General features: G+C 70.9%; 25 protein-coding genes and 1 pseudogene. 16 read left to right on the top strand and 10 right to left on the bottom strand.

Translation table 11 applies throughout. The features are described 5' to 3' along the window. The first annotated feature begins 4 nt into the window (after positions 1–4). Positions 5–1,483, top strand: a complete 1,479-nt coding sequence (locus OG978_RS17085; RefSeq protein WP_326766058.1) for a DHA2 family efflux MFS transporter permease subunit — start codon at positions 5–7, stop codon at positions 1,481–1,483. Between the two features lie 57 nt (positions 1,484–1,540). Here OG978_RS17085 and OG978_RS17080 read toward each other — a convergent pair whose 3' ends face one another. Then, the gene (locus OG978_RS17080) at positions 1,541–1,807 is read right to left on the bottom strand and encodes a TetR-like C-terminal domain-containing protein (RefSeq protein ID WP_326766057.1); all 267 of its coding nucleotides are present in this window, start codon (positions 1,805–1,807) and stop codon (positions 1,541–1,543) included. A gap of 134 nt (positions 1,808–1,941) precedes the next feature. On the opposite strand from OG978_RS17080, the gene OG978_RS17075 reads away from it, so the two are divergent. Both OG978_RS17075 and OG978_RS17070 read left to right on the top strand, forming a co-directional pair. Further along, positions 1,942–2,715, top strand: coding sequence for an SAM-dependent methyltransferase (locus OG978_RS17075; protein ID WP_326770057.1), 774 nt, complete (start codon positions 1,942–1,944; stop codon positions 2,713–2,715). A gap of 87 nt (positions 2,716–2,802) precedes the next feature. Beyond that, positions 2,803–3,966, top strand: a complete 1,164-nt coding sequence (locus OG978_RS17070; RefSeq protein ID WP_326766056.1) for a serine hydrolase domain-containing protein — start codon at positions 2,803–2,805, stop codon at positions 3,964–3,966. 32 nt (positions 3,967–3,998) lie between these two features. Here OG978_RS17070 and OG978_RS17065 read toward each other — a convergent pair whose 3' ends face one another. After that, a complete protein-coding gene (locus OG978_RS17065; RefSeq protein ID WP_326766055.1) occupies positions 3,999–4,478 on the bottom strand; it encodes a GNAT family N-acetyltransferase in 480 nt (159 codons plus the stop codon). Positions 4,479–4,528: 50 nt separating this feature from the next. On the opposite strand from OG978_RS17065, the gene OG978_RS17060 reads away from it, so the two are divergent. After that, a complete protein-coding gene (locus OG978_RS17060; RefSeq protein ID WP_326766054.1) occupies positions 4,529–5,344 on the top strand; it encodes an exodeoxyribonuclease III in 816 nt (271 codons plus the stop codon). A 101-nt stretch (positions 5,345–5,445) separates the two neighbouring features. On the opposite strand, the gene OG978_RS17055 is transcribed toward OG978_RS17060, so the two are convergent. Beyond that, positions 5,446–6,096 (bottom strand): MerR family transcriptional regulator, encoded by a 651-nt coding sequence (locus OG978_RS17055; protein ID WP_326770056.1) that lies wholly within the window; start codon positions 6,094–6,096, stop codon positions 5,446–5,448. 250 nt (positions 6,097–6,346) lie between these two features. Here OG978_RS17055 and OG978_RS17050 point away from each other — a divergent pair, with 250 nt between their 5' ends. The 4 genes from OG978_RS17050 to OG978_RS17035 all read left to right on the top strand — a co-directional run bounded on the left by OG978_RS17050 (position 6,347) and on the right by OG978_RS17035 (position 10,046). After that, positions 6,347–7,870 carry a flavin-containing monooxygenase gene (locus tag OG978_RS17050; RefSeq protein WP_326766053.1) on the top strand — a complete coding sequence of 508 codons (1,524 nt, stop codon included), beginning with the start codon at positions 6,347–6,349 and terminating at the stop codon, positions 7,868–7,870. Next, entirely contained in the window at positions 7,867–8,838 is a 972-nt protein-coding gene (locus tag OG978_RS17045) for an alpha/beta fold hydrolase (protein ID WP_326766052.1), read from the top strand. Before OG978_RS17050 ends, OG978_RS17045 begins: the two co-directional genes overlap by 4 nt. Further along, entirely contained in the window at positions 8,835–9,728 is an 894-nt protein-coding gene (locus tag OG978_RS17040) for an SDR family oxidoreductase (protein WP_326766051.1), read from the top strand. Before OG978_RS17045 ends, OG978_RS17040 begins: the two co-directional genes overlap by 4 nt. A gap of 84 nt (positions 9,729–9,812) precedes the next feature. Then, complete coding sequence (locus tag OG978_RS17035) at positions 9,813–10,046, top strand: hypothetical protein (RefSeq protein WP_326766050.1); 234 nt, start codon at positions 9,813–9,815, stop codon at positions 10,044–10,046. A 102-nt stretch (positions 10,047–10,148) separates the two neighbouring features. Here the strand turns inward: OG978_RS17035 and OG978_RS17030 are convergent, their stop codons facing one another. Next, entirely contained in the window at positions 10,149–11,207 is a 1,059-nt protein-coding gene (locus tag OG978_RS17030; RefSeq protein ID WP_326766049.1) for a serine/threonine dehydratase, read from the bottom strand. Between the two features lie 611 nt (positions 11,208–11,818). On the opposite strand from OG978_RS17030, the pseudogene OG978_RS48310 reads away from it, so the two are divergent. After that, positions 11,819–11,914: pseudogene (locus OG978_RS48310) on the top strand (VWA domain-containing protein); the annotation flags it as partial. Between the two features lie 19 nt (positions 11,915–11,933). Here the strand turns inward: OG978_RS48310 and OG978_RS17020 are convergent. Continuing rightward, positions 11,934–12,206, bottom strand: coding sequence for a DUF397 domain-containing protein (locus OG978_RS17020; protein WP_326766047.1), 273 nt, complete (start codon positions 12,204–12,206; stop codon positions 11,934–11,936). Further along, on the bottom strand, positions 12,163–13,041 hold the full coding sequence (locus OG978_RS17015; RefSeq protein WP_326766046.1) for a helix-turn-helix domain-containing protein: 879 nt from the start codon (positions 13,039–13,041) through the stop codon (positions 12,163–12,165). Before OG978_RS17015 ends, OG978_RS17020 begins: the two co-directional genes overlap by 44 nt. A gap of 118 nt (positions 13,042–13,159) precedes the next feature. On the opposite strand from OG978_RS17015, the gene OG978_RS17010 reads away from it, so the two are divergent. After that, positions 13,160–13,381, top strand: a complete 222-nt coding sequence (locus tag OG978_RS17010; protein ID WP_326766045.1) for a hypothetical protein — start codon at positions 13,160–13,162, stop codon at positions 13,379–13,381. Then, a complete protein-coding gene (locus tag OG978_RS17005) occupies positions 13,378–13,824 on the top strand; it encodes an ATP-binding protein (RefSeq protein WP_326766044.1) in 447 nt (148 codons plus the stop codon). Before OG978_RS17010 ends, OG978_RS17005 begins: the two co-directional genes overlap by 4 nt. On the opposite strand, the gene OG978_RS17000 is transcribed toward OG978_RS17005, so the two are convergent. From OG978_RS17000 to OG978_RS16990, 3 genes are all read right to left on the bottom strand, one after another. Further along, the gene (locus OG978_RS17000) at positions 13,761–14,663 is read right to left on the bottom strand and encodes an RNA polymerase sigma-70 factor (RefSeq protein ID WP_326766043.1); all 903 of its coding nucleotides are present in this window, start codon (positions 14,661–14,663) and stop codon (positions 13,761–13,763) included. The genes OG978_RS17005 and OG978_RS17000 overlap by 64 nt on opposite strands. 47 nt (positions 14,664–14,710) lie before the next feature. Beyond that, positions 14,711–15,868 (bottom strand): NAD(P)/FAD-dependent oxidoreductase, encoded by a 1,158-nt coding sequence (locus OG978_RS16995; protein ID WP_326766042.1) that lies wholly within the window; start codon positions 15,866–15,868, stop codon positions 14,711–14,713. 75 nt (positions 15,869–15,943) lie between these two features. After that, complete coding sequence (locus OG978_RS16990; RefSeq protein WP_326766041.1) at positions 15,944–19,246, bottom strand: S41 family peptidase; 3,303 nt, start codon at positions 19,244–19,246, stop codon at positions 15,944–15,946. Between the two features lie 189 nt (positions 19,247–19,435). Between OG978_RS16990 and OG978_RS16985 the strand changes: the two genes are divergently transcribed. After that, complete coding sequence (locus tag OG978_RS16985; protein ID WP_326766040.1) at positions 19,436–20,008, top strand: TetR/AcrR family transcriptional regulator; 573 nt, start codon at positions 19,436–19,438, stop codon at positions 20,006–20,008. A gap of 135 nt (positions 20,009–20,143) precedes the next feature. Further along, positions 20,144–22,378, top strand: coding sequence for an MMPL family transporter (locus OG978_RS16980; RefSeq protein WP_326766039.1), 2,235 nt, complete (start codon positions 20,144–20,146; stop codon positions 22,376–22,378). A 161-nt stretch (positions 22,379–22,539) separates the two neighbouring features. Here the strand turns inward: OG978_RS16980 and OG978_RS16975 are convergent, their stop codons facing one another. Then, a complete protein-coding gene (locus OG978_RS16975; protein ID WP_326766038.1) occupies positions 22,540–22,890 on the bottom strand; it encodes an SsgA family sporulation/cell division regulator in 351 nt (116 codons plus the stop codon). Positions 22,891–23,108: 218 nt separating this feature from the next. Between OG978_RS16975 and OG978_RS16970 the strand changes: the two genes are divergently transcribed. Genes OG978_RS16970 through OG978_RS16960 form a run of 3 tightly spaced genes read left to right on the top strand, consistent with a single transcriptional unit; the run spans position 23,109 to position 25,733 of the window. After that, the gene (locus OG978_RS16970) at positions 23,109–24,203 is read left to right on the top strand and encodes an energy-coupling factor ABC transporter permease (RefSeq protein WP_326766037.1); all 1,095 of its coding nucleotides are present in this window, start codon (positions 23,109–23,111) and stop codon (positions 24,201–24,203) included. A 1-nt stretch (position 24,204) separates the two neighbouring features. Next, entirely contained in the window at positions 24,205–24,966 is a 762-nt protein-coding gene (cbiQ, locus tag OG978_RS16965; protein ID WP_326766036.1) for a cobalt ECF transporter T component CbiQ, read from the top strand. Further along, complete coding sequence (locus OG978_RS16960; RefSeq protein WP_326766035.1) at positions 24,963–25,733, top strand: energy-coupling factor ABC transporter ATP-binding protein; 771 nt, start codon at positions 24,963–24,965, stop codon at positions 25,731–25,733. Before cbiQ ends, OG978_RS16960 begins: the two co-directional genes overlap by 4 nt. Positions 25,734–25,822 lie beyond the last annotated feature (89 nt).

Here is a 25,822-nt window from a genome sequence, read left to right as displayed (position 1 = left end):
GGCCATGCCCCCACGCACCCCGAAGTCGTCCGGAGCGACACGGCCCGATCAGATCGACGCCGGGCTCTGGTGGCTGTGCGGTGTTCTCGTCCTGGGCGCCGTGACCACGCTGCTCGACGGAACCATCGTCAACGTGTCGATCGACGCACTGTCCCAGGAGTTCGACGCGTCGCTCGGCACGATCCAATGGACGATCACCGGATACCTGCTGGCTCTCTCCCTTGTGGTGCCGCTTTCGGGCTGGGCCATGGAGCGATTCGGCGCGCGGCGGATGTGGCTCACGGCACAGGTGCTGTTCCTGATCGGCTCGGTGCTCTCCGGCATCGCCTGGTCCATCGAGAGTCTGGTCGTCTTCCGGGTGATCCAAGGGCTCGGTGGCGGCATGGTGATGCCCATGGCCCAGGCCATGCTGGCCCGTGCCGCCGGCCCTTCGCGCATGGGCCGTGTCATGGCCGTGGTCTCCGTTCCGGCGATGCTCGCACCGGTCATCGGGCCGGTCATCGGCGGAGTCTTCGTCGACCAACTGAGCTGGCGATGGATCTTCTTCGTCAACATCCCCGTCGGTCTGGCCGCCATCGCTCTCGCCTGGATGAAACTCCCGGCCGACCGGCCGGCCGGGCGTCCGCGACTCGACATGGCCGGCCTGCTGATGCTCTCTCCCGGTCTGGCCTTACTGCTCTACGGCATGGCCCGGAGCGGCGCCGAGGGCTTTGCCGCCGGCGGGAGTCTGCCGTGGACCGCGACCGGCGCTGTCCTCATCGCGGGCTTCGCCGCACACGCTCTGCGCACCCGTCACGTACCGCTGATCGATCTGCGGCTGTTCGCCGACCGCGGCTACTCCGCCGCCGTCATCACGCAGTTCACCCTGAACGCGGCCGTCTTCGGCGCGATGTTCCTGCTGCCGCTCTACTTCCAGTTGGACCGCGGTGACAGCGTCCTGGAGGCCGGCCTGATGCTGGCCCCGCAGGGTGTCGGTTACGTCATCGCGATGCTTGTCGCGGGCCGGGCGACCGACCGGCTGAGCCCCGGAGCGATCGCCCTGGCGGGTGTGGCCCTCACGCTGCTCGGCACCATCCCGTTCGTGATGCTGGACAGCGGTTCCGGCTGGCCGCTGCTGGCCGCCGCGATGGCGGTGCGCGGCATCGGGGTGGGAGTGGTCACCCTGCCCAGCCTGGCCGCTGCCTACCGTTCGCTGCCTCCGGCGGCGATGCCGCGTGCTTCGAGCGCGATGAACATCTTCCAGCGTCTCGGCGGCTCGATCGGCACCGCTGTCGTCGCGACCGTACTGCAGCAGGCCCTCGCCGACGGGCGATCGCAAGGCGCTTCGCTCAACGGTGCCTTCAGCGAGTCGTTCTGGTGGGTGGTCGCCTTCACCGCGGCAACTCTCATTCCGGTCCTCCTGCTGCCCCGCAAGCCCCCCGCCTTCGCCCCTGCGGACCAATCCCCCGTCGCCGGGCGCGAAGCGGCCTCCGCCGGTCACTGAGATCCACTGCAAGGGCGGGGAGGTGGTGCCCTCATCATGCGTGGAAGTACGGCGACGTCACGTCCGCCCCTGGTTCATGGACCACGTCAGGTGCGAGAGATGTTGTACGGCGGTGTCGGCGGATTCCTTGTCGGCGTCGAACTCGCCCTGCGCCCACTGGGTGATGACGGCGACCAGACCGCCGCTCACGTAATGGGCTCGGGCCGGCAGATCGGCTTCGGCCGGCCTCTCCGCGTCGATGGCGGTGAGCTGCTCGTACCAGGCCTGGACGAGTCGACGCTGCAGACGTGCGATGAAGCGCGGGCTGCCGTCCTCTCCCGGCATGCGTCCGTAGAGGGCTCGCGCAGAAATGCGCGAACGGGGCTGGCAGTTGGGGCGGTATGCGCGTCGCCTACGCTGGAAGCGCTTACCCGCTCATGAATTCTCCGCACCGCGAGGAGCGCCCCGTGCCGGTCGACATGCCCGAGCCCCGGATCGACACCAGCAAGCCCCATCCCGCGCGCGTCTACGACTGGCTGCTGGGCGGCAAGGACAACTACCCGGTCGACCAGCGGGTGGCGGAGAAGCTGCCCGAGGAGGCGCGGGGCAACGCGGCGCGGAACCGGGCCTTCATGCACCGGGCCTCCGCCTGGCTGGCCCGCAGCGGGGTCGACCAGTTCCTCGACATCGGCACCGGCATCCCCACCGAGCCCAATCTGCACCAGGTCGTCCAGGGCATCACCCCGTCCGCCCGGATCGTCTACGCGGACCACGACCCGATCGTCCTGCGGCACGCCGAGGCGCTGCTGGTCAGCAGGCCCGAGGGCGTCACCGACTACCTCCACGCGGATGTGCGGCAGCCCGAGGTGATCCTCGACCACGCCCGTGAACTGCTCGACTTCGACCGGCCCATCGCGCTCTCCCTCATCGCGCTCATGCACTTCCTGCCGGACGACCAGGATCCGTACGGCCTCACCCGCACCCTCGTCGACGCGCTGCCCGCGGGCAGTTTCCTGGTGCTCTCGCACGGCACGGCCGACCAGCACCCGGAGCTCAAGCAGGAGACCGAGACCGTGTACAAGAAGGGGGCCATCCCGCTGCGGATGCGCACCCGGAGTGAGGTCGAGCCCTTCTTCGACGGGCTGGACCTCGTCGAGCCGGGGCTGGTCTTCGCCACGGAGTGGTACCGCGAGGAGCCCGCTCCGGTGCGGGAGCGCAGCGGTTTCTACGTGGGCGTCGGCCGGGTGCGCTGAGTCCGCCGGGGGAGCGCGTCCGGGGCCGATGAATCCGGGGCGGTGCGGCAGTCCTACTTCTGAGCGCACGAGCGAGAAGGTGGACCGATGAGCAATCTGCACGAACTCCTGGAGAAACGCGTCGGCGGCGGAGCGGCGCCGGGAGCCGTGGGCCTGGTGGCCCGCGGCTCCCGGGTCGAGGTGGCGGCGGTCGGCTCCGCCGACGCGGGCGGCACGGTCCCGATGGCGCGGGACTCGATCTTCCGTATCGCCTCGCTCACCAAGCCCGTCACCGCCGCCGCGACCATGATGCTGATCGAGGACGGCCGGATCGCACTGGACGAACCGGTGCGGCAGTGGCTGCCGGAGCTGGTGTCGCCGATGGTGGTCCGTACACCGGCTTCCCCGGTCGACGACGTGGTCCCCGCCGACCGGGTCATCACCGTGTTCGACCTGCTCACCTTCCGGGCCGGGTACGGCTTCCCGTCGGACTTCTCGCTGCCCGCGGTCGGGCTGCTGTTCAGCGAGCTGAAGCAGGGATCGCTGCAGCCCCAGGCCGTCGAGGCGCCGGACGCCTGGATGGCCACGCTGTCCCGTATCCCGCTGCTCGACCAGCCGGGCGAGGCATGGCTGTACAACACCTGCTCCGACATCCTCGGCGTGCTGATCGCCCGGGTCTCGGACCGGCCGTTGCCCGAGTTCCTGGCCGAGCGGCTGTTCGAGCCGCTGGGCATGGCCGACACCGGATTCGCCGTGCCCGCCGACAAGGCCGACCGGTTCACCAGCTACTACCGCACCGACCCGGAGGGCGGCGGCCTCCAGCTGGTCGATGCCCCGGACGGACAGTGGAGCAGCGTGCCCGCGTTCCCGTCCGGCACCGGCGGGCTGGTCTCGACCGCCGACGACTGGTACGCCTTCGCCCGGATGCTGCTCGCGGAGGGGAGCGCCGAAGGAAGCGCCGGAGGGCGGCGGTTGCTGTCGGCCGATTCGGTGCGCCGGATGACCACCGACCATCTGACGCGGGCGCAGCGCGAGCGCGGCACGCTGTTCCTGGAGGGCCAGGGCTGGGGCTTCGGCGGTTCGGTCGATGTCGAGGCCATCGACCCCTGGAACGTACCGGGACGCTACGGCTGGGTGGGCGGCACGGGAACGGCGGCGCACCTCACGCCCGCCACCGGCGCGGTCTCCATCCTGCTGACCCAGCTGGAAATGGCCGGACCGACCCCGCCCGCGCTGATGCGGGAGTTCTGGGCGTACGCGTCCGGCACCTGAGCGCCAGGGGCCCCGCTACCGCAGGGGCTCCGCTAACGCAGCGGCTTCGCGAAGCAGCGGCTGCTCTCGTACATGCGGTAGTGGCCGAACTTCTCGCACGGGGCGTAACCGCTGGACGTGTACAGCGCGATCGCCTCGGGCTGCCTGTCCCCGGTCTCCAGCACCATGCGGACCCGGCCCGCCGCCCGCGCGTCCGCCTCCAGGGCGGCCAGGATGCGGCGGGCCAGTCCGTTGCCGCGGCCCTCGGGTATCACGAACATCCGCTTGAGCTCGGCGTCGCCGTCCGAGTAGCCCTCGTCGTTCAGCTCCTGGGAGCGCCAGCCGCCGGTGGCGACGGGGCGGTCGTGCGCGTCGTAGGCGAGCAGATACAGACCGTTCGGCGGCTCGAACATCGAGGGGTCGAGCGGTGTGACATCGCCCTCGTCCCCGTACCGCTCGGCGTATTCGAGCTGCACCAGGTCGTTGAGTTTGACGGCGTCGGGGTGGTCGAAGGGCCGAGGGTGGATATTCATACGGATGATGGTACGGGTATGCGTTTGGTGAATGTCGGTATCGTGCCGGAATGCTGACTGTGACCTCCGTCAATGTGAACGGGCTCCGTGCCGCCGCCAAGAAGGGCTTCGTCGAGTGGCTGGCCCGGACCGAAGCCGATGTGATCTGCCTCCAGGAGGTACGGGCCGAGCCGCAGCAGCTGCCCGACGAGGTGCGCGAGCCGGCGGGCTGGCACACCGTGCACGCACCGGCCGCCGCCAAGGGGCGGGCCGGGGTCTCCCTCTACTCGCGGCGCGCGCCCGAGCGCGTGCAGATCGGGTTCGGTGGCTTCGGGGACGCCGGGAGCGAGGAGTTCGACGCGAGCGGGCGCTACGTCGAGATCGACCTGCCGGGTGTCACGGTCGCGAGCCTGTATCTGCCCTCCGGCGAGGTCGGGACCGAGAAGCAGGACGAGAAGGAGCGGTTCATGGCCGCGTTCCTCCCGTATCTGAAGGGCCTGAAGAAGCGGGCCGCGGCCGACGGCCGTGAGGTGGTGGTCTGCGGTGACTGGAACATCGCCCACCAGGAGGCCGACCTGAAGAACTGGAAGGCCAACAAGAAGAACTCCGGCTTCCTCCCCGAGGAGCGGGAGTGGCTGACCCGGGTCTTCGACGAGGCCGAGTACGTCGATGTCGTACGGGCGCTGCACCCCGACGAGGAGGGGCCGTACTCGTGGTGGTCCTACCGCGGGCGGGCTTTCGACAACGACACCGGCTGGCGCATCGACTACCAGGTGGCGACGCCGGGGCTGGCCGGGCGTGCGGTGAAGGGCTGGGTCGAGCGGGCTGCCACGCACGGTGAGCGGTGGAGCGACCACGCTCCGGTGACGGTGGTCTTCGAACAGTAGAGCGTGTGAAGCGGGGGGCGTAAGGGGCCGCTTGGGGCGGGCAGCATTTCGGTGTGCGATCGAAAAAGCCGGCCCGGCCGCCGCCGTCGAGTGACCGCCCGTCAGGGGGCGGGGTTCCGCGGCGGCTCGTCGGTTTTCCCGCGGCGCAGGCGTCGGTCCAGGGCCATGGAGAGTTCGGCGTCCACCACCGCGCGGGCCAGTGGCCGGAGTTGGGGCGGCTCGGCCTCGTCGGTGTGGTTCTCCAGGACGCTCACGAAGAGTTCGGCGAGCGCGTCGGCGTGCTCGCGGACGCGGCGGCCGGCCGCGAGCACCGTGGCGAGCGGCACCCCTTCCTGTACCAGCTCGGACGACACCTCCAGCAGGCGGCGGCTGATGTGGACGATCTCGTCGCCGTCGGTGGCGAGATAGCCCAGATCGAGGGCGGCGGCCAGGTTCTCCGTGGTGGTCTCGCCCTCGAAGTAGTCCGCGAGCTGCTCGGGCGTGAGGCGTACCGGAGTCTCCTCGGTCGCCTCGCCCAGGCCCAGCACCTCGGCGACATCGCGGCCGCTCTCGAAGGTGCGGGCGAGATCGGCGATGCCGGTGAGGGTGTGCCCGCGCTCCAGCAGGCCCGTGATGGTGCGCAGCCGGGCCAGATGGTGGTCGTCGTACCAGGCGATGCGCCCCTGGCGGCGAGGCGGCGAGATCAGTCCGCGCTCCCGGTAGAAACGCACGGTCCGCACGGGGATGCCGGCCTCCTTGGCCAGCTCCTCCATGCGGTATTCGCGGTGCTCGCGTCCGTCAGCCACACCCGCACCCTACCGGCCTCCCCCTGGCAGGGAGCGGCCTCCCGACGCCCTGCGACTCCGCTCGCCATCCGCTTCCTGCCACGGGGAGGCCGCATGTTGTACCGCCGGTAACTTTCCCTTGCCGTACCCCTACCCATCGGTACGGAGCTGCTCTACTCTCCCAACAATGCCAGTGATTGCTGGCAGAGTCGTGTGACGTACCGCGGGAGGCGGCAGCATGGCCGAGCACGAGCACGTACGAGTGGCGGTGATCGGATCCGGATTCGGGGGCCTCGGGGCCGCGGTCCGGCTGCGCCGCGAAGGCATCACGGACTTCGTCGTCCTGGAGCGGGCCGACTCCGTCGGTGGCACCTGGCGCGACAACAGCTACCCCGGCTGCGCCTGCGACGTACCGTCCCACCTCTACTCGTTCTCGTTCGCGCCCAACCCCGAGTGGCCGCGCACCTTCTCCGGGCAGGAGCACATCCGCGCCTACCTGGAGCATGTCGCGGACACCTTCGGGCTGCGCCCGCACCTCAGGCTGGGCCATGAAGTGACGATCATGCGCTGGGACCGCGAAGAGCTCCACTGGGACATCGAGACCGGCAACGGGGCCACCTTCACCGCCGATGTCGTCGTCTCCGCGAGTGGTCCGCTCTCCGACCCGAAGACGCCGGACATCCCCGGTCTCGCCGACTTCCCCGGCAAGGTCTTCCACTCGGCCCGCTGGGACCACGACGCCGACCTGACCGGCAAGCGCGTCGCCGTCATCGGTACCGGCGCCTCCGCCATCCAGATCGTGCCCGCGATCCAGCCGAAGGTCGGCAGCCTGACGCTCTTCCAGCGCACCCCGCCCTGGGTCATGCCGCGCATGGACCGGAAGATCAGCGGCGCCGAGCGGTGGCTGCACCGCGCACTGCCCGTCACCGGCACCGCGCGCCGCGGACTGCTGTGGGGCATACGGGAGTTGCAGGTCAGCGCCTTCACCAAGCACCCGGGCGAACTGGGCCTGGTCGAGAAGATAGCCAAGGCCAACATGGCGCGGGCCATCAAGGATCCCGCGCTGCGGGCCAAGCTGACCCCCTCGTACCGCATCGGCTGCAAGCGCATCCTGCTCTCCAGCGCCTACTACCCGGCGCTCGCCCGGCCCAACGTGGACGTGGTCGCCTCCGGTCTGGCCGAGGTGCGCGGCTCCACGCTCGTCGCCTCCGACGGTACGGAGACCGAGGTCGACGCGATCATCTTCGGCACCGGCTTCCACGTCACCGACATGCCGATCGCCGAACGCGTGGTGGGTGCGGACGGCATCACGCTCGCCGAGTCCTGGAAGGACGGCATGCAGGCGCTGCGCGGCGCCAGCGCCGCCGGCTTCCCCAACTGGATGACGATCATCGGCCCCAACACCGGGCTCGGGAACTCCTCGATGATCCTGATGATCGAGTCCCAGCTGAACTACATGGCCGACTACCTGCGCCAGCTGAACGTGCTGGGCGGTCGCGTCGCACTCGACGCGCGCAGCTCGGCGGTCGGGGCCTGGAACCGCCGCGTCCAGGAGCGGATGAAGCGCACCGTGTGGAACACCGGCGGCTGCAACAGCTGGTACCTGGACGCCAACGGGCGCAACACCACCGTCTGGCCGGGCACCACCGCCGAGTTCCGCAAGGTCACGCGCTCGGTCGACCTCGCGGAGTACGAGGTCGTACGGACCCCGAAGCAGACCACCGCCGCGGCGAAGGCCGTCGTCGAGGAGGTCGTGGGATGAGCCGGCTGCTGCGGCGCGACGGCACCCCGCCGGTCCCCACGCGCGAACTGACCGCGCTCTCCGCCGACGGCGCCCGGATCCATGTCGAGGTGCACGGGCGGGACGGCGCCCCCGCGGTGGTCCTCGCGCACGGCTGGACGTGCAGTACCCGATTCTGGGACGCGCAGATCCGGGATCTCGCGGTGGACCACCGGGTCGTCGTCTACGACCAGCGGGGCCACGGCCGTTCGCCCGCCGTGGGCCGCGAGGGATACAGCACCGACGCCCTCGCCGACGACCTCGAAGCGGTGCTGGCCGCCACCCTTTCACCGGGTGAGAAGGCTGTGATCGCCGGGCACTCCATGGGCGGCATGACGATCATGGCCGCCTCGCGGCGGGCCGGACTGCGTGAGCACGCGGCCGCCGTACTGCTGTGCAGCACCGGGAGTTCGCGGCTGGCCGCCGAGTCGCTGGTGGTGCCGTTCCGGGCCGGGGCGGTCCGTAGCGGGGTGACCCGCGCGATCCTCCGTGCGAAGGCCCCGCTCGGGCCGGTCACACCGATTTCCAGGCGGATACTCAAGTACGCCACGATGGGAGCGGGCTCCGCCCCGGACCGGGTGGACACCTGCGCCCGGATCGTGCACGCCTGCCCGCGGGGTGCCAGGGCGCCCTGGGGGCACGTCCTCGCGGAGCTCGAACTCGACGCGGACGTACGGGAGTTGAGGGTGCCCACGGCGGTGATCGCGGGTACGGAGGACCGGATGACGCCACCCGTGCACGCCCGTGCCCTCGCGGCGGCGCTGCCCGAATGCCTGGGGCTCACCGAGCTGGCGGGCATGGGGCACATGACGCCGGTGGAGGCGCCGGAGGCGGTCACGGCGAAGATCCGGGAGCTCGTCACCGCGTATCTCCCGGCGGGCGGCGCGGGTGCGGGCGCAGGCACGGGCGCAGGCACGGACGGTACGGCCGAGAAGGAGGAGGTCGCATGAGCGACAGGCGGAGTCTCGAAGGGCAGGTCGTCGTCGTCACGGGCGCGGCACGCGGTGTGGGCGAACTGCTGGCCCGCAAGCTCTCGGCGCGCGGCGCGAAGCTCGCGCTGGTCGGCCTGGAGCCGGACGAGTTGAAGAAGGTCTCCGATCGGCTGCACTCGGAGAGCGACCACTGGTTCGCGGACGTCACCGACCACGAGGCGATGGCGCGCGTCGCCCAGGAGGTCAAGGAGCGGTTCGGGAAGGTCGACGTCGTCGTCGCCAACGCCGGGGTCGCCTCGGGCGGGCCGTTCGTCGACTCGGACCCCGAGGCGTGGCGTCGGGTCATCGAGGTCAATCTGATCGGCGGCGCGGTGACCGGGCGGGCCTTCCTGCCGGTGCTCATGGAGAGCCGCGGCTACTTCCTCCAGATCGCCTCGCTCGCGGCGATGACTCCGGCACCGATGATGACCGCGTACTGCGCGTCCAAGTCGGGCGTGGAGGCGTTCGCACACAGCCTGCGGGCCGAGGTCGGCCACCGGGGCGTGAAGGTCGGGGTCGGCTACCTGTCCTGGACCGACACGGACATGGTCCGGGGCGCCGACCAGGACGACGTGATGCGGGAAATGCGGCAGCGGCTGCCCTGGCCGGCGAACCGTACGTATCCGCTGGGTCCCGCGGTCGACCGGATCGTGGCCGGTGTCGAGCGCCGGTCCCCGCACGTGTACGCGCAGTGGTGGCTGCGCGGGATGCAGTCCGTGCGGGGCTACCTGCCCTCGCTGATAGGGGTCGTCGGACAGCGGGAGGTCCGTAGGTTCGGATCGCGGCTGGACGGCGTGAGCAAGGGCCTCGTCGGCGCCGGGGGCGCCGCTGACCAGGACGCGAGGGCGGCGGCTACGCAGCGTAAGTGATCGACATGCGGTGGGTGCCGGGGCCTGCGACGCTGATCGAGGTCCTCACGGACCGCCCCCAAGCACCCACTAGGAGTGAACAGAATGGGTATCGCAGACCAGTTCAAGGACAAGGCGCAGGAGCTCGCCGACCAGGCGAAGAAGAAGGCCGGCGAGGGCCGCAACCAGGGCCAGGAGCGGACGCGCACCGAGGGCCAGGAGCGGACGCGCACCGAGGGCCGCGAGCGGATGCAGAACGTGTCCGAGCGGGCCTCGAAGACGTCGCAGCAGGGCCGTGACAAGGCCCGGGGCGCCGCGGACGAGCGTCGCGAGCGCTGACGGCGGATCGCGACACTGCGCGTTGCCTGTGAGGGGCGCGCCCGGATCTCCGGGTGCGCCCCTTTCGCACGGCGCGGGCCGGGGCCTTCAGCGGTCCCGGTCTCAGTTCTCGGCCGGGTGCACCAGGTCGCTCGGGTCGGTGTTCGCCCCGCACAGCACCACGGCCACCCGCTCGCCGTCGCGCGGCCGGTAGCCGCCGCCCTGCGCCGTCGGCCCGTTCGCAAGGTCCGGTGCGGTGAGCGCGGCCAGTGCGGTGGCGGCGGCGTGCTCGACGGCGACGCGGCGGTGGTCCCACAACGACTGGCGGGCGCGGACGATTTCGCCGTCCGGCACCAGGACGGAGCGGATGTCGTTCTCGCGTGCGGCGCGCAGGGCCAGGGCGGTGGCCCGTCGGGCGCCGAGGGAGTCGATGGCGACCGAGTCGACGGGGACGTCGACCGGGCCACCGGCCTCCAGGGCGGCGTTCAGCGCCCGGCAGTTCTCCGGCTCGACGGCGACCGTACGGATCTTGTGGTGCCGGGCGGCGGTGGCGACGCCGGCGAACAGTCCGCCGCCGCCGACCGAGACCACCACGGTGTCCAGGCCGGGGATCTGCGCGTGGATCTCTTCCATCAGGGTGCCGGCCCCGGCGGCGATCAGCGGGTGGTCGTAGGCGTGTGCGGCGAGCGCGCCGGACGAGGCGGCGAACTCCTCGCACGCTTCGAGGGCTTCGGCGTACTCCGCGCCGACCATCCGCACGTCCGCCCCGTAGCCGCGCAGCTTGGCGATCTTCACCGCCGGGGCGACGCTCGGCAGGAACACCGTGGCCCGTACGCCTTGCTGCTGGGCGGCCCACGCGCAGGCCAGCCCGGCGTTGCCACCGGAGGCGATGGTCACCCCCGCGTCCGGCAGGGTGCCTGCCTCGCGGTGGGCCTGGATGAAGTTCTGCGCGCCGCGTGCTTTGAAGGAGCCGGTGTACTGCATGAACTCCAACGCGAACCAGAGCTCGTAGGGCTTCTCGCGCCGGTCGCCGAGGGGGCCGGCGTGCTCCGCGCGGATCGTGCCCGGCGCGACGGGTGCGATGGTGACCGGGCGGATGTGCCCGGTGGTCCGGTCGGTGGCGGCCTTGATGTCGTCGTACGTGAGGTCGTTGCCGAACAGATCCGTGTCCCGGTCGCTCATGTCTTCTCACTTCCGTGGTCGCTGCATCGACCAGCTTATGCAGTGGCTGGTCCGGCAGTGAGTCCGGCTCTGCCCGATGCCGCCCGCGTCCCACCGTCCCGCCTTCCCTCCGCGCCGTCACCGTGGACGGCGTCCCCGCAGGTCGGCGGGTGGGACGTCCCGTGAACGCGTCATTTCCCCGGCGGTCCTGGCAGCCCTTTCTCCCTGCCCCGCAGTCTTGTCGCAGAGCCGGCCGACCCGGTCGGATCCACCCAAGGGGAGGGAAACACCATGCGAACCATGACGAGGGCATTCATCGGCGCCACCACCGCCATCGCGATCGCCGGCGGAGGCGTGGCGGCTGCGGGCACCGCCTTCGCGGCGTCCGGGCAGACCACGAAGGCGGTGGCGAGTGCCACGGCTGTCACCCCGCTCGCGGTCGTCAACCTCGGCCTCAACGCCACGCAGGCCAAGAAGCTCCAGCGTGACCTGAAGGCCAACTGGGGATACAAGGGCGCCATCGACGGGCAGCTCGGCACCGACAGCTGGAAGGCGATGCAGCGCTTCCTCAAGGCGAACTGGGGCTACAAGGGCGCGATCGACGGAATCGCCGGAGCGGGGACCAAGGCAGCGCTGGCGCGGTACTGCAACTCCTGCGCGACAACCTGCGCTCCATCGAGGACCTTGGCGACGTCCATGCCGCCGCCGACATCTTCCGCGTGATCTGACCTCGGGGCGGCGCCGGAGTCAGGATGTCTTGACGGACTCGACGAACGGGTTCCAGGCGGACGCGGGGACGACGAGCACGGGTCCTTCGGGGCGCTTGGAGTCGCGGACGGGGACGAGGTCTTGGTGACCGTCCGCGACTTCGAGACAGTTGCCGCCATCGCCGTTGCTGTGGCTGCTCTTGCGCCAAGTGGCGAACCCCTCGGCGACCTCGACGCAGTTGCCGCCGGAGGAGTTGCTGTGACTGCTCCTACGCCAGATCGCGGCGCTCAAGTCGATTTGGGTGCGCACCATTTCGGTATTCCTCTGCCGCTTCTTCGATCATGGTGAGGGACGCCTCCGGCGGCAAGGCGGCGGCCCTCAGGAGATCGTACGACCTCCGATACTGCTTCACGAGGCCCGGATCGTCGACCGTAATTCCATGGTGCTGGCCCTCCGTGTAGGCCAGCGGGGGAGCGTCTACGAAGTCAAGAATCAGGGCGTTGCCCAGCATGAGGGGGTGCGCTCCTGTGTTCCACGGGAGGATCTGCGTAAAGATGCGGCCGCGTCGTGTGAGGGCGGCGACGTGCTCCAACTGCTCGGCCATCTGCTGAGGTGGCAGGATCGGCAGACGCAGCAGGGACTCGCTCAGGATGGTCCAGTACTGCGGGGTCCGGTGGTTCCGCTCGAAGAGCTGTGCCCGCGCCAGCCGCGCGTTGACCTTCACCTCGGTCTCTTCCTGGAGCTCCGGGAGCCGCTCGGCGCGGATTACGGCCTCCGCGTACGGCCTCGTCTGGAGCAGACCGGGGAAGACTGTCGGAGACCACTCTTCGATGGTCTCGGCACGCTTCTCCGCGTCCAACACGCGCTCGAAGTACTCCGCGTGCCCCTTGCGCCGGGCCTTCCGCACGTCCTCGCACCGCCGTTGGAAGAACCCGTCCGTCCTCAGCACCCGGTCCACGTGCTGCGCCAGGTCGAAGGGCATCCGGCGGTGGCCGTGCTCGATCTCGCTCAGGTACGTGATGCCGTAGAAGCTGCCGTCCACCAGCTTCTCCAGGGTCAGGCCCGCCTCCTCCCGCTTGAAGCGGAGTTCCTTGCCGTAGAACTGCGGGACGCCCGCCGAGCCGTCGATCTCCTTGCGTGTGGCCACTGTTGACCGCCTTTCGCGCTGTGCGTTGTGGAGCGGGAAGTCCTTTCAAGGTAGAGGCCCATGCGGCAGCGTGTGAGGTGTTCGTCACAGTCAGCAACGAAAGGTGGACGCCCCCCTCATGGACGACACTCACGACATCCCGACCCACGACATCGCCGCGGACATCCGCGCGCTCCGCGCCGCGCTCGCCGTGCACGGCATCACCCTGCCGTCGCTCGGTGTCGATCCGCTGACCCTCGCCGGATGGACGTCCCGGCCGCCGCTGGTCGCGCTCGGCAACTGCAATGCGGCGACCGCGCGCCGGATGGCCGAGGTGCTGCGTTCGGCGGCCGGTGGATGACTCCGCTGCCGTTCACGGTGGATCTGCTCGCCGTGCCGAAGGCCGTACCGGAGATGCGGCGCACCCTGCGGGAGCGGTGCGATGGTGCGGATTCGCCCGATCTACTGCTCTGCGTCAGTGAGTTGCTGACCAATGTGATCGTGCATCTCGGTGAGGGGACGCCGGTCACGCTCCGGGTGGCCGGTACGTGTTCCGGGCGGGTCCGGGTCGAGCTGAGCGATCCCGAGCCGTGCGCCTGGCCGGTGATACGGACCGCTGCCCACGGCGACGAGTCGGGGCGGGGGCTGTCGCTCGTGGACGCGTTGGCGCTGCGGTGGGGCGTCGAGCAGGGGCGGTACGGGAAGACGGTGTGGTGTGAGCTGCGGGCCGGCGAGGGAGGTCACCGCAGGGTGAGCGGGGTCTCGGAGTCGACGCGGGTCAGCTTCTCCGGGTTGCGTACGTAGTAGAGGCCGGTGATGTGGGCGTCCTCGATCCGGAACGCCACGACGCCGTCGATCTTGCCGTCCAGGCGCAGCAGGAACGCCGGGTTGCCGTTGGCCAGGGTGGGGCTGATGGTGATCGTGGCGGTGGTCCTGCCGGAGCCGCCCACGAGGTAACGGGCCACCTTGTCGGCGCCGATGATCGGCCGTCGGGCGGCCTGCTTGATGCCGCCGCCGTCGCCGAGGAGGACCACGTCGGGGGCGAGCACGTCGAGGAGGCCCTGGAGGTCCCCGGTCTCCAGGGCGCGCCGGAACGAATCCACCGCCGCCCGGGACACGCTCGCCGAGACCGCCGCACGGGGGCGGCGGGCGTCGACGTGCCGGCGGGCGCGGTGCGCGATCTGGCGGACGGCCGCCGGGCTCTTGTCGACGGCGGCGGCGATCTCGTCGTAGCCGACGTCGAAGACCTCGCGCAGCACGAAGACGGCGCGCTCCGTCGGCGACAGGGTTTCCAGGACGAGCATCAGGGCCATCGACACGCTCTCGGCGAGCTCGACGTCCTCGGCCACGTCCGGCGCGGTGAGTACCGGTTCGGGAAGCCAGGGGCCGACGTACGCCTCCCTGCGGCGCGACAGCGTGCGCAGCCGGTTGAGCGACTGCCGGGTGGTGATCCGGACCAGGTAGGCGCGCCGGTCGTGCACCTGTTCCTGGTCGACCTCGACCCACCGCAGCCAGGTCTCCTGCAGGACGTCCTCCGCGTCGGCCGCCGATCCCAGCATTTCGTAGGCGACGGTGAAGAGCAGGTTGCGATGGGCGACGAAAGCCTCGGTCGCCGGGTCGGTGATGGCGTGGTCGTCGTTCACTTCTTGCCTCTCTTCAGCTCTCGGCTCTCGGCTCTCCGCTCCCGGCCTCAGGCCGTTCGTTCGGCGGTGGCCGGTGCCTCGCCGCGTTCGGGGCGGGGGCCGCTCTTGCGCGCCTCGTTCACCAGCTGCTTGACGGTGGCCCTGCAGACGATCTCCTTGAGCTTCGCACCGGGGCGGCCACCCAGGTACAGCGGGTTCGCGTGGTCGTCCATGGAGGCGAACTGGAAGATACCGGTGCGACGGCCCAGGCTGATGCACTGGCCGGCGAATCGCACCTTGAGGGGCGCGGGCCGCTCGCCCGCGATCCGGCTGAGCACCGTGCGGGCGGCGCGCGAGCCCAGCTGGCCCGCGGCCTGGCAGCTCATCCGGAACGGCGCGTCCGCCGGTGCCGCCGCGTCCCCGGCCGCGACGATGCGCGCGTCGTCCACGCTCGTCAGCGTCTCGTCCGTGAGCAGGCGGCCCACGGCGTCGGTGGTCAGACCGCTGCGGGCGGCCAGGTCCGGCACACCGAATCCGGTGGCCCAGACGGTGACCCGGCTGGGGAGTTCGCGGCCGTCGTCGAGCCGTACGGCATCGCGGGTCACGGCCGCCACCCTCGCGCCGGGGCCTTCGAGCACGGTCACACCGAGCTCGGCGAGGGTCCGGGCGACCGAGCGTCGGCCCCGGGGGTGCAGGTACGGGCCGAGCACCTCGCCGCAGACCAGGGTCACGGCCCGGCCCTCCTCCGCCAGTTCGGCGGCGGTCTCGATGCCGGTCGGGCCGGAGCCGACCACGGTCACCGGGGCCGTCGTGGGCGCGGCGTCGACGACCGGCCGCAGCCGCCGCGCCTCCTCCAGGGTGGCGATCGGGTGGGCGAACTCCGCCGCGCCGGGCACGTCCGGTTCGGCGCTGCCGCTGCCCACCGCGTAGATCAGGTAGTCGTAGCCGACCGTGCCGCCGCCCGTCAGTTCCACGCCGCGCCCGGCCGCGTCGATCGTCGCCACGCTGTCGACCACCAGCCGGATGCCCCCGGCCAGGACCTCCCCGTAGTCGACGACGGCGTCATGGCTGCCGCCGACCAGTTGGTGGAGGCGGATGCGCTCGACGAAGTCGGGGCGCGGGTTGATCAGCGTCACGGTCACGTCGGCGTGCTGGGCCAGCCGGTTGGCCGCGGTGACGCCCGCGTAACCTCCGCCGATCACGACCACGTCGGTGTTCTTGTTCATGGTGTCTCCGTCCGTTGCCCGTTTTCGGCATCAAGACACCGGACGGAGAGGAGCTGTGACAGGGCGTGAGCCAGATCACTCGTGCCGCGGCGGAAGTGGCGGGCGCCGCCGGTCCGGGACGTCGTCGTACGTCGGTGGGGTCGCCGCCGGTTGTGCGGCCAGCAGGTCCAGGGCGACCCGTACCGCGTCGTCCAGTACCGCGTACCGGCCCTCCGCCCAGTCGAGGGGGGTGCGCAGCGCCTCCAGGTCCGGTTCGACGCCGTGGTTCTCGACCGACCAGCCGTAGGTGTCGAACCAGGCCGCGTTCATCGGCACCGTGATCACCGTGCCGTCGCCGAGCCTGGTCCGGCCGGTCATGCCGACGACGCCGCCCCAGGTCCGCTGGCCCACCACCGGGCCGAGCTTCAGCAGGCGGAACACGGCGGTGATCATGTCGCCGTCGGAGGAGGTCGCCTCGTCGGCCAGGGCGACCACGGGGCCGCGCGGGGCGTTGGAGGCGTACGAGACGGGCTGGGCGTTGCGGGTCAGGTCCCAGCCGAGGATCGTGCGGGTCAGCTTCTCGACCACCAGCTCGCTGATGTGACCGCCCGCGTTGCCGCGTACGTCGACGATCAGGGCCGGCCGGGACACCTCCATGCGCAGGTCCCGGTTGAACTGGGCCCAGCCCGATCCGCCCATGTCGGGGATGTGCAGATAGCCGCACTTGCCGCCGCTCAACTCCCGTACGACTTCACGGCGTTTGGCCACCCAGTCCTGGTAGCGCAGCGGCCGTTCGTCGACCAGCGGTACGACGGCGACGCGGCGGGAGAGGGTCTCGCTGTCGCCCCCGGCCGGGCGGAAGGTGAGCTCGACCGTGGTGCCGCCCGCCGCCGTGAGGAGGGGGTACGGGCCGGCGACCGGATCGACGGGGCGTCCGTCGACATGGGTGAGGACCGCGCCCTCCCGGATGCCCGTACCGGCCAGCGGGGAACGGGCCTTGGAGTCGGAGGAGTCGCCCGGCAGGATGCGCTTGACCATCCAGTCGCCGTCCCGGCACACCAGGTTCGCGCCGAGCAGGCCGATCGCCCGCTGGTAGTGCGGGGGGCCCTCGTTGCGGCGGGCCGGGGTCACGTACGCGTGGGAGGTGCCCAGTTCGCCCAGGACCTCGCGCATCAGATCGGCGAACTCGTCGGGGGAGGCGACCCGTTCGACCAGTGGGCGGTACTGGTCGAGCACCGCCGTCCAGTCGATGCCGCACATGTCCGGCTCCCAGAAGTAGTCGCGGATGATGCGGCCGCCCTCCTCGTACGCCTGCCGCCACTCCGCCGCCGGGTCGACCTCGTGCAGGATGCGGCGCAGGTCGAGGTAGACGGTGGTGTCGCTGTCGCCGGTCTCGGTGGCGGGGACGGCGCGCAGCTCGCCCTCGTCCATGACGACCAGCCGGGTCGCGTCGCCGCTGACCGCGAACCAGTCGAGGTGGCCGACGAGTTCGGTCCTCCTGGCCTTGGTGATGTTGAAGTGTTCGAGGGTGGGGCGGCCCGACATGTCCGCCGGGTTGGCGAAGGTCTCGCCGAGCGCGCCGGAGATCGGCCAGCGCAGCCAGACCAGCCCGCCGCCGCTCACCGGGTGCAGGGCGGAGTACTTGGAGGCGGAGACCGGGAAGGGCGTCACCCGGTTCTCCAGGCCCTCGAACTCGACGGTGACCGTCGACGGCCCCTCGCCCGTACCGACGTCGGGAATGTCGTCGGCCGGGTCGAGACCGCCCGCAGCCGGGCGCCCCTCCGGGGACAGGGCGAACGGGGAGGGCGTGGCGGAGGACAGCGGCACCAGGTACGGGCGGCAGCCGAGCGGGAAGGAGAGGTCGCCGGTGTGGACGTCGTACACCGGGTCGAAACCGCGCCAGGAGAGGAAGGCGAGATAGCGTCCGTCGCCCGTGAAGACGGGATTCTCGTCCTCGAAGCGGCCGTTGGTGACATCGACGATCACGGGCGCGCCGGTACCCAGGATGCGGGCCAGCTTGATCTGGCGCAGCGAGCGGCCGATCCCGGGGTGCGACCAGGTCAGCCAGGCGCCGTCCGGTGAGAACGCCATGTCGCGGACCGGGCCGTTGATGGAGCGGATCAGCTCGGTGGGTTCGCCGGTGGACGTCTCCTCGTCGGTGTCCAGGAGCAGCAGTCGCCCGTCGTTCGTCGCGATGGCGAGGCGTTCGCCGTCCGGGTCGGCGATCAGCTCCTGCACCCTGCCGACCTGCCCGGAGGCCAGCCGGCGCGGTTCGCGGTCGCCGCTGGCGCGCGGCAGGTACGCGATCTCGATCGCGTCTTCGCCGTCGGCGTCCGTGACGTAGGCGACCTGGCCGCCGCTGCCGAGCATCTCGGGCAGCCGGACCCGGACCCCGGGCGTGTCGGCGATGGTCCGGGCGGGGCCGTCGCGGTGTGTGAGCCAGTACAGGCTGCCGCGTACGGTGACGGCGCTGGCCCGGCCCGTCTCGTCCACGGACAGCGAGTCGACGTTGCTGGCGGCCGGGACCTGGTGGATACGCCGTCCGGTGCGCGGCCCGCCGAGCCGGACCTCCAGCTTCCGGGGCACCGCGTCGGGTGACGCCAGGTCGTCCACCAGCCACAGATCGCCCGCGCACTGGTAGACGACCCGGTGCCCGTCGCTGGAGGCGTGCCGGGCGTAGAAGGCGTCGTGGTCGGTGTGGCGGCGCAGGTCGCCGCCGTCGGGCCGGCAGGAGTACAGATTGCCGACGCCCTCGTGGTCGGAGAGGAAGGCGATCCGGCCACCGACGAACATCGGTGAGGCGAGATGGCCGCCGATGTCCGGCAGCAGCCGCTTGCCGTGCAGCCAGAGCCGGCCGGTCGCGCCGCCCCGGTACCGCTTCCAGGCGGCCGGTTCGTGCGGCGGCGTGCCGGTGAGCAGCAGGGTGCGCCGCTCGCCGTCGATGTCGGCGACCGCGATGTCGGAGACCGGGCCCCAGGGCAGCTTGCCGCCGGGGCTGCCGTCGGTGGGGACGCTGTAGGCCCAGGAGATGTGCGAGAACGGCTGGTTGTGCGAGGACACGGCGAGGATGTGGGCGGCGCCCGGGGGGTCGGGGGTCCAGCCGCAGACCCGGGTGTCCGTCGAGCCCCAGTAGGTGAGCCGGCGGGCCGGGCCGCCGTCGACCGGTGCGAGATGGATCTCGGGATCGAGGGTGCGCCAGGTCGTGTAGGCGATACGACTGCCGTCGGGGGAGAAGCGCGGGTGGCTGACCCTGGTCCGGTCGATGGTCAGCCGCCACGCACGGCCGGGCCGCTGCCCCTCGGGCGCGAGGGGGGCGACCCAGAGGTCGTCCTCGGCCGCGAAGCAGAGCAGATCGTCGTGGAGGTGCGGGAAACGGAGATACGCGACGTCGTCACTCACCCTCCAATGCTTTCCGCGCGGAAGGGCCCCGGCAACTCGTGGTGGCGAATCGGTTGTGGTGCGGAACACAAGCGAAACGATTTCGTTTCGCTGGGCGGGCGGGGTACCGTCGATGTGTACGAAACAGTTTCGTTCGATTGACTGCTGTGCGAGAGTCGCGAACGGATGCGCGAATGGGAGGTCGGCGCAATGGCACGCACCCGGCTCACGCCCGAGCGTGAGGGCGAGCTGTACGCCGCGGTGCTCGACCTGCTCGGCGAGGTCGGTTACGACGCCCTGACCATGGACGCCGTCGCCGCCCGTACCCGTTCCAGCAAGGCCACCCTCTACCGCCAGTGGGGGAGCAAACCCGAGCTGGTCGTCACGGCCCTGCGGCACAACAAGCCGGTGTCCCTCGCGGAGATCGACACCGGGTCGCTGCGTGGCGACTTCCACGCCGCGCTGAGCCGTACCAACGACTGCCAGATGGAGAAGAACTCCGCGCTGATGCGGGGCCTGAGCCATGCCGTCCACAACAATCCCGATCTGCTCCAGGCCCTGCGCGAACTGCTGATCGAGCCGGAAGTGACCGGCCTCGACACGCTGCTGCGCCGAGCCGTGGATCGGGGTGAACTGCGTCCGGACCAACCGGCGCTGAAATATGTACCGCACATGCTGATCGGCGCCTTCGCCGCTCGGCAGCTGGTCGAGGACCGCGCCGTCGATCAGGCGTTCCTCACCGACTACGTCGACTCCGTGATGCTCCCCGCGCTCGGAGTCTGACCCCCAGTCCCCTTCGCGTGATCCGTCCCCTTCGCACGGCCCCCTCCCCAAGCCCCACCTGACACGCCGCTCTCGTCGTCGGGCTGGTTCCTCACGCCCTTTTTCCACTCACGACCTGACCGGGAGTTCCCCTCCGTGGCCACATTCCTCTACAAACTCGGACGGCTCGCCTTCCGGCGCCGCCGCTATGTCGCCCTGGTCTGGGTGGCACTGCTGGCGCTCGCCGGATTCGGCGCGGCCTCCGCGTCCACCGCCACCTCCAGCTCCTTCTCGATCCCGGGCACGGAAGCGCAGCGGGCCTTCGACCTGCTGGAACAGCGCTTCCCCGGGGGCAGCGCAGACGGCGCGACCGCCCGGGTCGTCTTCAAGGCCCCCGACGGCGAGAAGATGACCGACCCGGCGAACAAGGCCGAGGTCAACAAGGTCGTCGGCGAGCTGAAGTCGGGCTCGGACCAGATCGCCTCGGTCACCGACCCGTACACCGCGGGCGCCGTCAGCAAGAACGGTTCCACGGCGTACGTCTCGGTGTCCTACAAGGCCAACTCGATGGAGCTGACCGACGCGAGCCGGGACGCCCTGGAGGACGCGGGCCACGCGGCGCAGAAGAGCGGGATGACCGTGGAGATCGGCGGCGACGCGCTCATGGTGATCCCGGAGACCGGGGTCACCGAGATCATCGGTGTCGCCATCGCCGCGGTGGTGCTGGTCATCACCTTCGGCTCGCTGATCGCCGCCGGGCTCCCGCTGCTCACCGCCCTGATCGGCGTCGGCATCGGCGTCTCGACGATCACCGCGCTGGCGAACGTGCTGGACCTGGGCTCCACCACCTCCACCCTCGCGATGATGATCGGCCTCGCGGTCGGCATCGACTACGCGCTGTTCATCGTCTCCCGCTACCGCGCCGAGCTGGCCGAGGGCCGGGAGCGCGAGGAAGCGGCCGGACGGGCCGTCGGCACGGCGGGTTCCGCGGTCGTCTTCGCCGGTCTCACCGTCGTCATCGCGCTGGTCGGCCTCGCCGTCGTGAACATCCCGATGCTGTCGAAGATGGGCTTCGCCGCGGCCGGCACGGTCGCGATCGCCGTCCTCATCGCGCTCACCCTGGTCCCGGCGTTGCTGGGCTTCGCCGGCAAGCGGGTCATGGGACGCAAGTCGCGCAAGGCCGCCGAGGCGCCGGGCGGGGCCGAGGACAAGCCGAACATGGGCACCCGCTGGGCGCGGTTCGTGCTGCGCAAGCCGGTGTGGGTGCTGCTGGTCGGCGTCATCGGCCTCGGCACGATCGCCGTACCGGCCGCGTCCCTGGAGATGGGCCTGCCCGACGAGGGCTCCCAGCCCACCAGCACCACCCAGCGGCGCGCCTACGACCTGCTCTCCGACGGCTTCGGCCCCGGGTTCAACGGGCCGCTGATGGTCGTCGTCGACACCGCGGACAGCTCCGACGGCAAGACCGCCGCCAAGCGGGTCACCGACGAGATCTCCGGCATCAAGGGCGTCGTCGCCGTCACCCCGGCCCAGTTCAACAAGGCCGGCGACACCGCGATGATCACCGTCGTCCCGAAGGGCCGGCCGAGCTCCGTCGAGACGGAGAACGTGGTCCACGGGATCCGTGACGCGGGCGAGGACATCAAGTCCGACACCGGCGCCGAGGTCCTGGTCACCGGTTCCACCGCGATGAACATCGACTTCTCGCAGAAGATGAACGACGCGCTGCTGCCGTACCTGGCACTCGTCGTCGGACTGGCCTTCCTGCTGCTGATGGTGGTCTTCCGGTCGGTGCTGGTGCCGCTGAAGGCGGCCCTCGGCTTCCTGCTCTCGGTCGTCGCGGCCCTGGGCGCGGTCGTCGCGGTCTTCCAGTGGGGCTGGCTCGGCTCGCTCTTCGGGGTGGAGCAGACCGGTCCGATCATGTCGATGATGCCGATCTTCATGGTGGGCGTGGTCTTCGGTCTCGCGATGGACTACGAGGTCTTCCTCGTGACCCGGATGCGCGAGGCGTACGTCCACGGCGAGAAGCCCGGCCAGGCGATCGTCACCGGCTTCCGGCACGGCGCCCGGGTCGTCACGGCCGCGGCCGTGATCATGATGGCGGTCTTCGCCGGCTTCATCGGCTCCAGCGAGCAGATGGTCAAGATGATCGGCTTCTCGCTCGCCATCGCCGTCTTCTTCGACGCGTTCGTGGTCCGGATGGCGATCGTGCCCGCGGTCCTCGCCCTGCTCGGCGGCCGCGCCTGGTCGCTGCCGCGCTGGCTGGACCGGATCCTGCCGAACGTGGACGTGGAGGGTGAGGGGCTGCGCGAGCAGCTCGACGAGACGCCCGAGGGCGGCACCGGACGCGGCGGCGACGCCGGGGACGATCGCGAGCTGACCCGGGTCTGAGCCGAGCCGTACGGCCCGAGCCGCGAAGAGCCTCCGGAGCTGCGTCTGAGCGGAGCGCGGCCCCGGAAGCGCCGGTTACCTGTGGGGACGGGGGACCGGGGCAATGACACAAGCCCCCGTGCGAGCCAGTGGCACGGGGGCTTCTGTCGTGCGGCTTTCCGTCATGCGTGCGCGGGGGGCTTGGCGTTCCCGGTGTGCGTACGGTGCAGAAAGCGGATCAGCGGCGCGCTGTCGAACTGCACCACCTCGACGCCGTCCGCCGAGTGGTTCTCCACGACCAGCTGCGTCCGTCCGCAGGGCCACACGCGGATGCCGCCGCGCTCGGTGGGGGAGCGCAACCCGCCCTCCAGCAGGTCGCGGCCGAACGCCCAGTCGGCGCCGCCGGGGAAGGCGACATGGACGGTGCGGGGGTCCTTGTCGGCGTCGTACAGCAGGTCGACCGGGACGGCGGGGAGGTCGGGGGTGTCGTTGACGAGCCAGGCATCTGCCTGTTCATGGATCACGGGGGGCATGGTCCGACTCCTCCTGTGCGTACTGCTTCGCCATCCAATGTCCCATATTTTCCCCAAGGGGCGCGATTTTCCCCAAGGGGCGCGGTGGGCGGCCGTGACAGGCAGTTGTGACGTAGTCGCTCTTGCGAAGAGTTTGCAACAAGACCCTATTATTGAGCGGTTCACGACATCGTCATCGTCCGCAGCAAAGCAGGATCGCCGGAAGCGGAGCCCCTCCCATGCATGTACCCGACGGATTCATCGACGCGCCCGTCTCCGCCGCCGCCGGAGTCGTCGCGGCGGGTGCGGTCGCGGTCAGCCTGCGGGGCGCCCGGCGCGAACTGGGGGGCACCTCCCGTTCGAGCGCAGCCGAGAATGGGGGAGAGCGCACCGCGCCGCTCGCCGGTCTCGTCGCCGCGTTCATCTTCGCCGTGCAGATGCTGAACTTCCCGGTCGCGGCGGGCACCAGCGGGCATCTGCTGGGCGGGGCGCTGGCGGCGATCCTGGTCGGGCCGTACACCGGCGTGCTCTGCGTGACCGTCGTCCTGCTCATGCAGGGCATCCTCTTCGCGGACGGCGGCCTCACCGCGCTCGGCGTGAACGTGCTCGACATGGGCGTCACGACCGCCGTCGTCGCGTACGCCCTCTTCCGCGGACTGCTCGGCGTGCTGCCGCGGACCCGCCGCTCGGTGACCGCCGCGTCCTTCGTCGCCGCCCTGGTCTCCGTACCGGCCGCGGCCGGTGTCTTCACGCTGATCTACTGGATCGGCGGCACCACCGACATCCCGATCGGCAAGGTCTTCACCGCGATGGTCGGGGTCCACGCTCTGATCGGCATCGGCGAGGCCGTGATCACCGCGCTGACCGTCGGCGCCGTCATCGCGGTACGCCCCGACCTGGTTCACGGCGCCCGCGGACTCACCACCTCGCTCAAGCTCCGGGTCGACGGCGAACTCGTCGACGCCCCCGCCCGGCAGCCGGCCGCCCCGGTCGCCGCCCGGTCCCACCGGGGGATCTGGGCCACCGGCCTGGTCACCGCCCTCGTCCTGGCGGGCTTCGTCTCCTACTACGCCTCCGCGAACCCGGACGGCCTGGAGAAGGTCGCCGCCGACCAGGGCATCGACAAGAAGACCGAGGAACACGCGGCCAAGGACTCCCCGCTCGCCGACTACGGCGTCAAGGACGTCTCCAACGCCCGGATCTCCGGCGGCCTCGCCGGAGTGATCGGCGTCGGCGCCACGATCGTGGTCGGCAGCGGAGTCTTCTACGTGGTCCGCCGCCGTCGTACGCCGGACGCTCCCACGGACACCACGCGCGACAAGGAATCCGTCTGACATGGGCGTGGGCCACGCACACAAGCTCTACCGGCACGGTCACTCGCCCGTCCACGACCTGCCGCCGCACTGCAAGATCGCCGCCGCCTTCTGCTTCGTCGTGGTCGTCGTCTCGACGCCGCGCGAGGCGGTATGGACGTTCGGGCTGTACGCGGTGCTGCTCGGCGCGGTCACCGCCCTCGCCCGCATCCCGGCGGGCTTCCTGCTCAAGCGGCTGCTCATCGAGGTGCCGTTCGTCGCGTTCGCGCTGCTCATGCCGTTCGTGGTGCCCGGCGAGCAGACCCACGTCCTCGGCCTCTCCGTCAGCGTCCCCGGCCTCTGGGGCGCCTGGAACGTCCTCGCCAAGGGCACCCTCGGCGTCGCCGCGTCCGTGCTCCTCGCCTCCACCACCGAACTGCGCTCGCTGCTGCTCGGCCTCCAGCGGCTCAAGCTGCCGCCGCTGCTCGTCCAGATCGCCTCCTTCATGATCCGGTACGGCGATGTGATCACCGACGAGATGCGCCGAATGTCGATCGCCCGCCGCTCCCGCGGCTTCGAGGCGCGCGGGGTACGGCAGTGGGGTGTCCTGGCCAAATCGGCCGGTGCCCTCTTCATCAGGTCGTACGAGCGCGGCGAACGCGTCCACCTCGCCATGGTCAGCCGCGGCTACGCCGGTTCCATGCCGGTCATCGACGAGGTGACCGCCTCCCGGACCCAGTGGGCCCACGCCGCCGCACTCCCCGTGCTCGCCCTCGCGGCCTGTCTGCTGGGATGGACCCTATGAGTCAGCCCACCGCCCCCGCGCCGTCCCTGGAAGTCAGCGGCCTCGCGTACGCCTACCCCGACGGCCACCAAGCGCTCTTCGGGGTGGACCTCACGGTCGCCCGGGGCGAACGGGTCGCCCTGCTCGGTCCCAACGGCGCCGGCAAGACCACCCTCGTACTCCACCTCAACGGCATCCTCGACGCCGGAGCGGGCACCGTCCGGGTTGCCGGTCTCCCCGTCGAGAAGCGCAACCTCGCCGAGATCCGCCGCCGCGTCGGCATCGTCTTCCAGGACCCCGACGACCAGCTCTTCATGCCCACCGTCCGCGAGGACGTCGCCTTCGGCCCCGCCGCCTCCGGGCTGCGCGGCGCCGAACTGGAGGAGCGCGTCACCGAGGCCCTGAAGCAGGTCGGCATGGAGGAGTACGCGAACCGGCCGCCGCACCATCTCTCCTTCGGCCAGCGCCGCCGCGTCGCCGTCGCCACCGTCCTCGCCATGCGGCCGGAGATCCTTGTCCTGGACGAGCCGTCCTCCAACCTGGACCCGGCCTCGCGGCGCGAGCTCGCCGACATCCTGCGGTCCCTGGACGTCACCGTGCTCATGGTCACGCACGACCTGCCGTACGCACTGGAGCTCTGCCCGCGCGCGGTGATCCTCAGCGAGGGCGTCATCGCCGCCGACGACCGCACCCAGGACCTGCTCTGCGACGAGAAGCTGATGCGCAACCATCGCCTGGAGCTGCCCTTCGGCTTCGACCCGCGCTCGGTGACGGTGCGCGTTCCGTGACGGTGAACGTTCCGCGACGGTGAACGTTCCGCGACTGTGAACATGAGGTGACCCGCCACACGTCCGACCTGCGACGGGATGCACCATGG

The organism is Streptomyces sp. NBC_01591 (assembly GCF_035918155.1).
GTDB lineage: Bacteria > Actinomycetota > Actinomycetes > Streptomycetales > Streptomycetaceae > Streptomyces.
Note: the sequence above shows the minus strand (reverse complement) of the source record. Positions and strands in the feature narration are given on the sequence as shown.

Excerpts from the sequence above, each read along its gene's own strand:
- OG978_RS17060 (WP_326766054.1), top strand. The coding sequence starts at position 4,529 with ATGCTGACTGTGACCTCCGTCAATGTGAACGGGCTCCGTGCCGCCGCC.
- OG978_RS17070 (WP_326766056.1), top strand. The coding sequence starts at position 2,803 with ATGAGCAATCTGCACGAACTCCTGGAGAAACGCGTCGGCGGCGGAGCG.
- OG978_RS16985 (WP_326766040.1), top strand. The coding sequence starts at position 19,436 with ATGGCACGCACCCGGCTCACGCCCGAGCGTGAGGGCGAGCTGTACGCC.
- cbiQ (WP_326766036.1), top strand. The coding sequence starts at position 24,205 with ATGGGCGTGGGCCACGCACACAAGCTCTACCGGCACGGTCACTCGCCC.
- OG978_RS16995 (WP_326766042.1), bottom strand. The coding sequence starts at position 15,868 with ATGAACAAGAACACCGACGTGGTCGTGATCGGCGGAGGTTACGCGGGC.
- OG978_RS17035 (WP_326766050.1), top strand. The coding sequence starts at position 9,813 with ATGGGTATCGCAGACCAGTTCAAGGACAAGGCGCAGGAGCTCGCCGAC.
- OG978_RS16975 (WP_326766038.1), bottom strand. The coding sequence starts at position 22,890 with ATGCCCCCCGTGATCCATGAACAGGCAGATGCCTGGCTCGTCAACGAC.
- OG978_RS17055 (WP_326770056.1), bottom strand. The coding sequence starts at position 6,096 with ATGGAGGAGCTGGCCAAGGAGGCCGGCATCCCCGTGCGGACCGTGCGT.
- OG978_RS16960 (WP_326766035.1), top strand. The coding sequence starts at position 24,963 with ATGAGTCAGCCCACCGCCCCCGCGCCGTCCCTGGAAGTCAGCGGCCTC.
- OG978_RS17040 (WP_326766051.1), top strand. The coding sequence starts at position 8,835 with ATGAGCGACAGGCGGAGTCTCGAAGGGCAGGTCGTCGTCGTCACGGGC.
- OG978_RS17065 (WP_326766055.1), bottom strand. The coding sequence starts at position 4,478 with ATGAATATCCACCCTCGGCCCTTCGACCACCCCGACGCCGTCAAACTC.
- OG978_RS17085 (WP_326766058.1), top strand. The coding sequence starts at position 5 with ATGCCCCCACGCACCCCGAAGTCGTCCGGAGCGACACGGCCCGATCAG.
- OG978_RS17045 (WP_326766052.1), top strand. The coding sequence starts at position 7,867 with ATGAGCCGGCTGCTGCGGCGCGACGGCACCCCGCCGGTCCCCACGCGC.
- OG978_RS17050 (WP_326766053.1), top strand. The coding sequence starts at position 6,347 with ATGGCCGAGCACGAGCACGTACGAGTGGCGGTGATCGGATCCGGATTC.
- OG978_RS16970 (WP_326766037.1), top strand. The coding sequence starts at position 23,109 with ATGCATGTACCCGACGGATTCATCGACGCGCCCGTCTCCGCCGCCGCC.
- OG978_RS17010 (WP_326766045.1), top strand. The coding sequence starts at position 13,160 with ATGGACGACACTCACGACATCCCGACCCACGACATCGCCGCGGACATC.
- OG978_RS17075 (WP_326770057.1), top strand. The coding sequence starts at position 1,942 with ATGCCCGAGCCCCGGATCGACACCAGCAAGCCCCATCCCGCGCGCGTC.
- OG978_RS17080 (WP_326766057.1), bottom strand. The coding sequence starts at position 1,807 with ATGCCGGGAGAGGACGGCAGCCCGCGCTTCATCGCACGTCTGCAGCGT.
- OG978_RS17030 (WP_326766049.1), bottom strand. The coding sequence starts at position 11,207 with ATGAGCGACCGGGACACGGATCTGTTCGGCAACGACCTCACGTACGAC.
- OG978_RS17020 (WP_326766047.1), bottom strand. The coding sequence starts at position 12,206 with ATGGTGCGCACCCAAATCGACTTGAGCGCCGCGATCTGGCGTAGGAGC.
- OG978_RS17005 (WP_326766044.1), top strand. The coding sequence starts at position 13,378 with ATGACTCCGCTGCCGTTCACGGTGGATCTGCTCGCCGTGCCGAAGGCC.